Source organism: Pleomorphomonas carboxyditropha (assembly GCF_002770725.1).
Lineage (GTDB): Bacteria > Pseudomonadota > Alphaproteobacteria > Rhizobiales > Pleomorphomonadaceae > Pleomorphomonas > Pleomorphomonas carboxyditropha.
This window is the reverse complement of the sequence record NZ_NQVN01000034.1, coordinates 26,219-35,510: the sequence shown is the minus strand read 5'-3', so window position 1 is coordinate 35,510 and position 9,292 is coordinate 26,219. Positions and strand designations below refer to the sequence as shown.

Here is a 9,292-nt window from a genome sequence, read left to right as displayed (position 1 = left end):
CGCTGGTGATCGTCACGCGCGGCGCCGACGGCGTCATCGCCTGGCACCGGACGGCCGGCCGGGTGGAGGTGGCCGCCCCGGCCGTCAAGGTGGTCGACACCATCGGCGCCGGCGACACCTTCCAGGGTTCGTTGCTGGTGGCGCTGAAGGACGCCGGCCGGATCGCCCGGCCGGCGCTGGAAGCGATCAGCCGCGACGAGCTGATCGCCGCCCTCGCCTTCGGCACCCGCTGCGCCGCCATCACCTGCTCGCGGGCCGGCGCCAATCCACCCTGGCGGGCGGACGTTTAACACTGTTGGATTGCCGGCCGTCGGAAAGCGCCTTCGCCGATCCCGGTGACCCACGGAGAACCGCAGCCTGCCGCTCATACGTCAGCCTTCGGCTAGGGAGAGATGAAGCCGGCCTCTCATCACGGGAAGTTGAACGTCGCGGCCATGACGACATGCCCCGCTCCATCCGGGTGGGATGGAACGAGGCATGCGTCTCCTCGATCCGATGATCGTCGCCCGATTAGCAGTAAAAGGGCGCGGCCATCAGTCTTCGTGCGACATTCATGGTTGTCGCAACGACAGGTAGGCAATTTTCAGAGCTGGAGATCGCTCAAGGAAGCTATTGTCCAGATGGCGTTTGCCTCGATCGAGGATCGATTGCTTAATTTCACCGGACCACCTCCTTTCGTTTGTTGCTGACAGGAGGGAGCATGAACCCGATTTCAGGGCGCCGCAAGTCAAAAACAAAGCTGATGGTTACTATCCGTATTCGGTCGGAGGCGCCGGTAAGCGGACGGCGGCGGTGCGGCGCCGGCCATAAAGCCGAGGGATCGCAAAGCGTTAGCCCCAAGGCCGTACCGGCGTGGCGTGGTCGCGGCCCGGCGGCGGCGACGGGTGAACGATCAGCCGGCTATCCCCTTGTATTGACGTGACACGGACACAATTCTATGGGAACGAACGTTCGTTCGCGTGTCCGGCCGCGCTCGGCCGGGTGCCTTCGGCCTTTCGTCGTGGCCCGTTTGTTTCTTTTCAGGGGCCGGCCGCCGCCGGCCGGTCGTTTTCGGGGGATCACGCATGGATGTCAGCGGCTCCGCGCCTCAGCGGTCCGAAGCGCCGGCTTCGCCGCGCTCCGAGGCCCTGTCCGCCCAGCAGGACGAGCGGCGCGCCCGCATCCTCGACGCGGCGCGCACCTGTTTCTCGCGCGCCGGCTTCCACCGCACGTCGATGCAGGAGATCTGCGCCGAGGCGAAGATGAGCCCCGGCGGGCTCTACCGCTATTTCGCTTCCAAGGACGCCATCATCGAGGCGATCGCCCAGGAGGAGCAGCTCACCGGCCGGCGCATCCTGGAAATCCTGCTGGAGCCGGGCACGCTGCACGACCGGCTGTTGCGCTCGGGCCTTGCCTACATCGAGGCGATGCGCGACCGCCGGGCGGTGCAGATGATGCTCGAGGTCTATGTCGAGAGCATGCGCAACACGGCGGTCGGCGCCTTCTTCGCCAGGTGCGAGGAAGAAAACCGCCGGCTGTTCGAAGACGCCTTCAGCCGCGCCAAGGCGACGGGCGAGATCGCCGCCGACGCCGACGTCGACACGATGATGATGACGCTGGTCGCCTTCGCCGACGGCATCGTGCTGCGCATGGGCCTCAACCCCGACTACGACGTCGAGCGGGCCGAGGCGCTCTTGTCGCGGGTGGTCACCGCCGTTCTGCAAAATGAAGGGCCGCCCTTGGAAAGCCGGGGGTGAAGCCACATGTGTGCGCACATTAACTTTCGTTCATGTTTCAAGACCGAGTGTAGGGACGTTGCGTCATGAAGTTGTGGGTGATGCCTTTGGCCGGCGCCGTGCTGGCCAGCACGATGGCGGCGTTGCCGGCGCTGGCACAGGACCCGGCGGCCGTCGCGCCCGCCGCCGCCCAGGAGGTGGTGCCGACGGTCAGCGTCGTCAGCGCCGGCCGGCAGGCGCTCAGCCAGAAGGTGATCGTCACCGGCACGCTGGTGGCGCGCGAGGAGGTGCTGGTGACGCCGGGCGTCGAGGGGCTGAAGATCGAGAGCATCTTCTTCGACGCCGGCGACCGGGTGGAGGAAGGCGCCGTGCTGGCGCGGCTCGCCGTCGACACCACCGACGTGCAGCTCGCCCAGAACACCTCGCAGCTCGCCTCGGCCGATGCGCAGATCGCCCAGGCGCGCGCCCAGATCACGTCGGCCGAGGCTTCGGCCACCCAGACGGCGCAGGCCTTCGAGCGCGGGCGGGCGCTGGTGGGCACCAACGCCATCGCCAAGGAGGCCTACGACCAGCGGCAACTGGCGGCCGAGCAGGCCAAGGCCCAACTGCTGGTCGCCCGGGAGGCGCTGGCATCCGCCGAGGCCGGGCGCAAGCTCGTCGAGGCGCAGCGGGCCGAACTGGAGCTCCGCCGCTCCAAGACCGACATCAAGGCGCCGCGCGCCGGCCTGATCCTCAGCCGCAACGCCGTGGTCGGGCAGATCGCCTCGGCCAGCGGCAACCCGCTGTTCGTCATCGCCGAGAACGGCGACATCGAGCTCGACGCCGACGTTACCGAGACGCTGCTGCCGGCGCTCGGCGTCGGCCAGAAGGTGACGGTGCAGCCGGCCGGCTCGGCCGCGCCGGTCGACGGCGTGGTGCGCCTGGTGCGGCCGGAGGTCAACGCCGCGACGCGCCTCGGCAAGGCGCGCATCCGGCTGCCGGACGGCGCCGGCCTGCGGGTCGGCGCCTTCGCGCGCGGTACGGTGGAGGTCGCCCACAGCGAGGGGCTGGTGCTGCCGGTGACGGCGGTGGCCGACGACGGCGGCGTGTCGACGGTGCAGGTGGTCAAAGACGGCGTCGTCGATACGCGCGAGATCAAGACCGGCCTCACCGACGCCGGCCTCGTCGAGGTGAAGGACGGCCTCGCCGAGGGCGAGCAGGTGGTCGCCAAGGCCGGGACGTTCCTGAGGGGCGGCGACAAGGTCAAGCCGCAACTGATCAAGGGCGCGGGAGCGAAGGGATGAACTGGAATTTCTCCGCCTGGGCGATCCGCAACCCCGTTCCGCCCATCCTGCTGTTCGTCTGCCTGATCGCGCTGGGGCTCTACTCCTTCGCCAGGCTGCCGATCACCATGATGCCGAACATCGACCTGCCGCTGATCTCGGTGACCATCACCGATTCCGGCTCGGCGCCGTCCGAGCTCGAGACGCAGGTGACCAAGCCGGTGGAGGACGCGCTGGCCGGCATCTCCGGCGTGCGCCACATCACCTCGACGATCACCGACGGCGTGTCGACCACCGTGGTCGAGTTCAACCTGGAGGTCGCCACCGACCGGGCGCTCAACGACGTCAAGGACGCGGTGGCCGAGATCCGCAGCGATCTGCCGGGGACGATCGACGAGCCGGTCAGCCGGCGCATCGACGTCGAGGGCCAGGCGATCATCACCTATGCGGCGGCCTCGCCGGCCATGACGCCGGAGGAACTGTCCTGGTTCGTCGACGACAAGGTGATCCGCGACCTGCAGGCGGTGGGCGGCGTCGGCCGCGTCGAGCGCATGGGCGGCGTCAAGCGCGAGATCCAGGTGCAGATCGACCCCGACCGGCTGATGGCGCTCGGCATCACCGCCGCCCAGGTCAACGCGGCGCTGAAATCGGTCAACACCGATCTCTCCGGCGGCAAGGGCGAGGTGGGCGGCCAGACGCAGGCGGTGCGCACCCTGGCGAGCGCCCGCTCGCTCGCCGATCTCGCGGCGACGCGGCTGCCGCTCGGCGACGGCCGCAACATCCGCCTGTCCGACGTCGGCAAGGTGGTCGACTACTGGGCCGAGCCCAAGTCGTTCGCCCGGCTCGACGGCCGGCCGGCGGTGGCCTTCGCCATCTACCGCGCCAAGGGGGCGAGCGACGCCTCGGTGTCGGTGGGCGTCGGCAAGGTGGTCGATCAGCTCGCCAAGGAATACCCCGACGTGTCGATGAAGCGCATCGACGATTCGACGGTGCAGACCTACAACAGCTTCGAGAACTCGATGAAGACGCTGATCGAGGGCGCGCTGCTCGCCGTCATCGTCGTCCTCCTGTTCCTGCGCGACATCCGGGCCACCATCATCTCGGCCATCGCGCTGCCGCTCTCCGCCATTCCCACCTTCTTCGCGCTCGACGTGCTGGGCTTCTCGCTCAACATGGTCAGTCTCTTGGGCATCACGCTGGTGACGGGTATTCTCGTCGACGACGCCATCGTCGAGATCGAGAACATCGTCCGCCACATCCGCACCGGCAAGAAACCCTACCGGGCGGCGGTGGAGGCGGCCGACGAGATCGGCCTCGCGGTGATCGCCATCTCCACCACCATCATCGCCATCTTCTCGCCGGTCAGCTTCATGGGCGGCATTCCCGGCCAGTATTTCCGGCAGTTCGGCCTGACGGTGGCGCTGGCCGTGTTCTTCTCGCTGCTGACCGCCCGGCTGATCACGCCGATGCTGGCCGCCTATTTCATGAAGACGCCCTATACCGGCGACGGCGAGGACGGCCGGCCGGTCTATCGCGGCTTCGTGCGCACGGCGCTGCGCCGGCTGATCTGGTTCGTGCCGCTCGGCGTCGGCGCCTATCTCGGCATCAACTGGCTGAAGGACCACGGGCCGCTCGGCGAGCGGTCCGGCATCTTCGAGGGCGTCGACGCCACGGTGGACTTCCTGACCCGCTCCGGCGGCGAGATGACGGCGCTGTGGGTGGCGGTCGGCGTGGTGTTCCTCGCCGTCTTCTCGGCCTGGCTCACCCGGCCGCACCCGGAAGAGCACGAGGGCGGCCCGTTCGTGCGCGCCTATGCCGCCTTCCTCAAGGTGACCTTGTGGTCGCCGAAGGTGCGGCTGCGCGGCCATGTGCTGAGCCTGCCGGTGATGCCGGTGGTGACCATCGTTCTCTGCCTTGCCACCTTCGTGTTCGCCATGGGCCACGCCGCCAAGCTGCCGACCGAGCTGTTCGAGCCGGGCGACCAGTCGCGCATCGTCACCTCCATCGAGCTGCCGCCGGGCTCGACGCTCGACGACACGCAAGGCGTCACCGACGGCATCAGCGACCGGCTGCACGCCTTTGCCGAGGTGAAAAGCGTGTTCGTGATGGGCGGCACCTCGCCGACCGGCACGCTGGAGACGCGCCGCGCCGCCGTCATCGTCAACCTGGTGCCGCGCGCCGACCGGTCGCTGACGCAGAAGGAGATGGAGTACAAGGTTGAGGAGGTGCTGCGCGGCGTGCCCGACATCCGCTTCTTCTTCGTCAACGAGCGCGGCGACCGCCAGGCCACCGTCGGCGTGCTCGGCAAGGACGGCGACGCCGTGGCCAGGGCGGCGGCGTCGCTGGAAAACGACATGCGCGCCGATCCGATGTTCTCCAACCCGTCGGCGCTGTCGTCGTTCGCCCGGCCGGAGATCCGGGTGACGCCGCGGCCCGACATCGCCTCCGACCTCGGCGTGTCGACCGATGCGCTGTCGCAGACCCTGCGCGTCGCCACCGTCGGCGACGTCGACGCCAACCTCGCCAAGTTCACCGACGGCGACCGGCAGATCCCGGTGCGGGTGCAGCTCGACACCGCGGCGCGCGGCAACATCGAGACGCTGGCCGCCCTGAAGATCCCGACGGCCTCGGGCACGGCGGTGCCGCTCGCCGCCGTCGCCGACATCGGTTTCGGCCAGGGGCCGTCGACCATCGACCGCTACGACCGGTCGCGCCTCGTCAAGGTGGGCACCGACATGATGCCGGGCTTCACCTCCGGCCAGGGGCTCGACAGGATCGCCGCCCTGCCGGCGGTGAAGGGCTTCCCGGCCGGCGTCTCCATCCAGAACACCGGCGACGCCGAGATCCAGGGCGAGATCTTCGAGGCCTTCGCCGTGGCGATGATCTCCGGCCTCACCATCGTGTTCATCGTGCTGATCCTGCTGTTCAACAGCGTGTTCCAGCCGATCACCATCCTCGGCTCCATCCCGCTCTCCGTCGGCGGCGTGGTGGTGGCGCTGATGGCGACCGGCTACGCGGTGTCGATGCCGGTGATCATCGGCATCCTGATGCTGATGGGCATCGTGACGAAGAACGCCATCATGCTGGTGGATTTCGCCGTCGAGCGGCAGAAGCACGGCCTTGCCGAGACCGAGGCGATCATCGACGCCGGCCGCAAGCGGGCCCGGCCGATCATCATGACCACCATCGCCATGGTGGCCGGCATGTATCCGGCGGCGCGCGGCACCGGCCAGGGCGCCGAGTTCATGGCGCCGATGGCCATCGCGGTGATCGGCGGCCTTCTGGTGTCGACGGTGCTGTCGCTGGTGTTCATCCCGTCGTTCTACCTGATGATCAACCGCCTCAACCGCGCCGTCGCCTGGCTGTTCGGCAAGCTCGCCGACCCCAACGCCTCCGACGAGGACGAGGCGCACGGCGAGCCGCCGGGGCCGGCGCGACCGCATCTCGTCCCGTCGTCGGAGCCGGCCGGGCCGAGGCCCAAGCTGCTCGGCCCGGACGGACTGCCGCTCGCCGCCGAGTGAGGGGTAAAGGTTCCCGCCGGACATTTCCTGATCCGGCAAAATCGCCCGGATGGACGGTGCAATCTGTGGTCCGTACTGAAAAATGAAATGGCTCCCCCGAATGGTCGCTTCGGGGGAGCCGGTATTTGAGGCTATCCGGTCAGTGGCTGGTTTCCGAGGCCGCCAGCGGCTGCGAAGCCTTGCGATGGTTCAGCATCAAGATGGCGAGCGCGCCAACGAGAGCGATTGCCGCCAGCGTCAGCAGGCCGGCCGACTGATTGGCGAATACCGCCTCGGCCTTAACCCGGATGATGGGAGCGAAGAAGCCACCGAAGGCGCCGAACATGTTGACGAAGCCGATGCCGGCGGCCAACGCCGTTCCCGACAGAATGCCCGTGGGCATGGTCCAGAACACCGGCTGCACGGCGATGAAGCCGGCGGCGGCCACGCAGAGGGCGGCGATCGCCACCGTCGGACCGGAGATGGCCGAAACGCCGATGCCGAGGCCGGCGGCGGCCAGAGTGGCGGCGGCGATCAGCCGGCGCTCGCCCGTCTTGTCCGAGTAGCGGGGAATGTAATAGGTGCCGAAAAGAGCGACCACCCAGGGAATCGCCGCTACCAGCGAGGCCTTGAAGCCGACTGTCGTGCCGATCAACGCCGCCACCTGCGTGGGCAAGAAGAAGATGAGGCCGTAGACGGCAATCTGAATGATCATGTAAATGATCGACAGATGCCAGACGCGCAGGTCCTTGAGGCCATCGATAAGTCGCGACGCGGTTTTGCGGGTATCCTCCCTGGCTAGTTCGGCGACCAGAATCGCCCGCTCTTCGGCGCTGAGAAAGCGGGCCTCCTGTGGCCGGTCGTCGAGATAGGCGAAGGTGTAGACGCCCGCGGCGACGGCAAGGGCACCCTCGATCAGGAACATCCAGAACCAGCCGGGGAAGCCGGCGAAGCCGTGCATCTCGAGGAGTGCGCCGGAAAGCGGCGAGCCCAGCGTCAGCGCGAGCGGCGCCCCCATGTAGAACAACCCCATGATCGACGCTCGTACCTGCGAGGGAAACCACTGCGAGGTGAGGTAGATCATGCCGGGGAAGAAGCCGGCCTCCGCCGCACCAAGAAGGGTGCGGACAACCAGGAATTTCCACTCGGTATCGGCGAAGGCCATGGCCGCCGACAGCGCGCCCCAGACCAACGTGGTGAAGCCGATCCAGCGGCGGGCGCCGATCTTCCTCATCATCAGATTGGCGGGAGTCCCGAGGAAGGCATAGGCGACGAAGAAGATGCCGGCGCCAAGGGCGAAGGCCTCGTTGGAAAGGCCGGTGTCAAGCTGATAGGCCTGCTTGGCGAAGCCAATGTTCGAGCGGTCGAGGAATGCGAGAATATACAGGGCCAGCATGAACGGGATAAGCCGCCAGCGCGTCTTGGCGACGACGCCATCGAGGCGTTCGGATGTCGATGTCAAGATAGTCCTCCCGAAAAGGTTTTGTCTCTTGATGAGGAGCGTGGAAGGGGGCCGCCGATCCCTCTCCTCGGCGGCCGTTTCGGTCAGTGGGTGTAGGGCCGCTTCATTTCGCAGGCCGGATTCAGCTCGACGCCGAAGCCGGGCTTGTCGAGCACGGACTTGTGGATGCGCCCACCTTCGGGCACCGGCTCGCCAACGAGGATCGGATCGAACTGCGGGCGCAGCGTCGCGCAGTCCGGGCTGGTCATCAGGAATTCACTGAAGGGGCTGTTGGTGAAAGTAATCACCGCATGGTGCGAATAGACCGATGAGCCGTGCGGCACGACCAACTGGCCGCGCGCCTTGGCGATGGCGGCAATCTCGACCAGCGTGGTTAGGCCGCCGCACCAGCCGACGTCCGGCTGCATGATGTCGACGCCGGTCTCCGATAGCGTCTGAAACGACTGCAGCGTGCCGTGATGTTCACCGGTGGTGACCAGCATGCCCGGCGGCACGCTACGCTTGAGCTCGGCATAGCCGGCATACTGCTGCGGCGGCAGGCACTCCTCGATCCACTTGAGATTATAGGGTGCGCAGGCGTGGGCGAGCTTGGTGGCGTAGTTGACGTCCTGGCTCATCCAGCAGTCGAGCATCAGCCAGAAGTCCGGGCCGCATTTCTCGCGCATGTCCGCGACCATGGCCGCGTCCTTGCGGATGCCGGCGTCGCCGTCGTGCGGCCCCCAATGGGTCGGCATCTTGCCGCCAATGAAGCCGAAGCCCTTGGCGAGATCGGGACGGGCGCCGGTGGCGTAGAACTGCAACTCGTCGCGGACGGCGCCGCCGAGCAGACGGTAGACCGGCAGGCCGACCACCTTGCCGAACAGATCCCACAGCGCGAGATCGACGCAGGAGATGGTGTTCATGACCAGCCCGCCGGAGCCGGCGTAATACATGGTGCCGCCGATCATCTGGTCATGGATCAGCTTGATGTCGGAAACCGACTTGCCCTCGATGAAGCGGTTGAGATGCTTCTCGACGATGAAGCAGCCCATCTCCCCGCCGGTCGATACGGCGAAGCCCTTGACGCCGTTGTCGGCCTCGACTTCGACGACGAGCGTGCCGAGCACATTGATACCGAAGGACTGGCGCGACTGCTCGTAAGCCTTGTACTTGCTCATCGGCGTGGCGATGTGGTCGTCGATCCAGTGCTTGCTGCCCTGGTCGTGATAGTCGGCGCCTCCCTTGCCCTTGCCCTTGCCCTTGTCGGCGGTCGCGCCGCCCATGAAGAAGGCACGGACGGCCTTGATATTTGGAAGTGACACCATTTTCCTCTCCTTTTAGCTTGAAAGGCACGCCGACCGCCTCCGACGGCCG

The 9,292-nt window shown here is 67.3% G+C and carries 6 protein-coding genes; 4 read left to right on the top strand and 2 right to left on the bottom strand.

Annotated elements, in window-relative coordinates; all coding sequences use genetic code 11:
• The 4 genes from CJ014_RS25485 to CJ014_RS25470 form a co-directional block, all read left to right on the top strand.
• Positions 1–290, top strand: a 290-nt coding sequence (locus CJ014_RS25485) for a PfkB family carbohydrate kinase (RefSeq protein WP_245427664.1), incomplete at its 5' end; no start/stop codon positions are given.
• 774 nt (positions 291–1,064) lie between these two features.
• A complete protein-coding gene (locus tag CJ014_RS25480) occupies positions 1,065–1,736 on the top strand; it encodes a TetR/AcrR family transcriptional regulator (RefSeq protein ID WP_100083321.1) in 672 nt (223 codons plus the stop codon).
• Between the two features lie 65 nt (positions 1,737–1,801).
• On the top strand, positions 1,802–2,998 hold the full coding sequence (locus tag CJ014_RS25475; protein WP_100083320.1) for an efflux RND transporter periplasmic adaptor subunit: 1,197 nt from the start codon (positions 1,802–1,804) through the stop codon (positions 2,996–2,998).
• Positions 2,995–6,498 carry an efflux RND transporter permease subunit gene (locus tag CJ014_RS25470; RefSeq protein ID WP_100083319.1) on the top strand — a complete coding sequence of 1,168 codons (3,504 nt, stop codon included), beginning with the start codon at positions 2,995–2,997 and terminating at the stop codon, positions 6,496–6,498. Before CJ014_RS25475 ends, CJ014_RS25470 begins: the two co-directional genes overlap by 4 nt.
• Positions 6,499–6,637: 139 nt before the next feature.
• On the opposite strand, the gene CJ014_RS25465 is transcribed toward CJ014_RS25470, so the two are convergent.
• Positions 6,638–7,939 (bottom strand): MFS transporter, encoded by a 1,302-nt coding sequence (locus CJ014_RS25465; protein WP_245427661.1) that lies wholly within the window; start codon positions 7,937–7,939, stop codon positions 6,638–6,640.
• Positions 7,940–8,022: 83 nt separating this feature from the next.
• Entirely contained in the window at positions 8,023–9,243 is a 1,221-nt protein-coding gene (gene rhmD / locus CJ014_RS25460) for an L-rhamnonate dehydratase (protein WP_207765863.1), read from the bottom strand.
• Positions 9,244–9,292 lie beyond the last annotated feature (49 nt).

Coding starts and splice junctions, on each gene's coding strand:
- CJ014_RS25480 (WP_100083321.1), top strand. CDS start 1,065: ATGGATGTCAGCGGCTCCGCGCCTCAGCGGTCCGAAGCGCCGGCTTCG.
- CJ014_RS25475 (WP_100083320.1), top strand. CDS start 1,802: ATGAAGTTGTGGGTGATGCCTTTGGCCGGCGCCGTGCTGGCCAGCACG.
- CJ014_RS25470 (WP_100083319.1), top strand. CDS start 2,995: ATGAACTGGAATTTCTCCGCCTGGGCGATCCGCAACCCCGTTCCGCCC.
- rhmD (WP_207765863.1), bottom strand. CDS start 9,243: ATGGTGTCACTTCCAAATATCAAGGCCGTCCGTGCCTTCTTCATGGGC.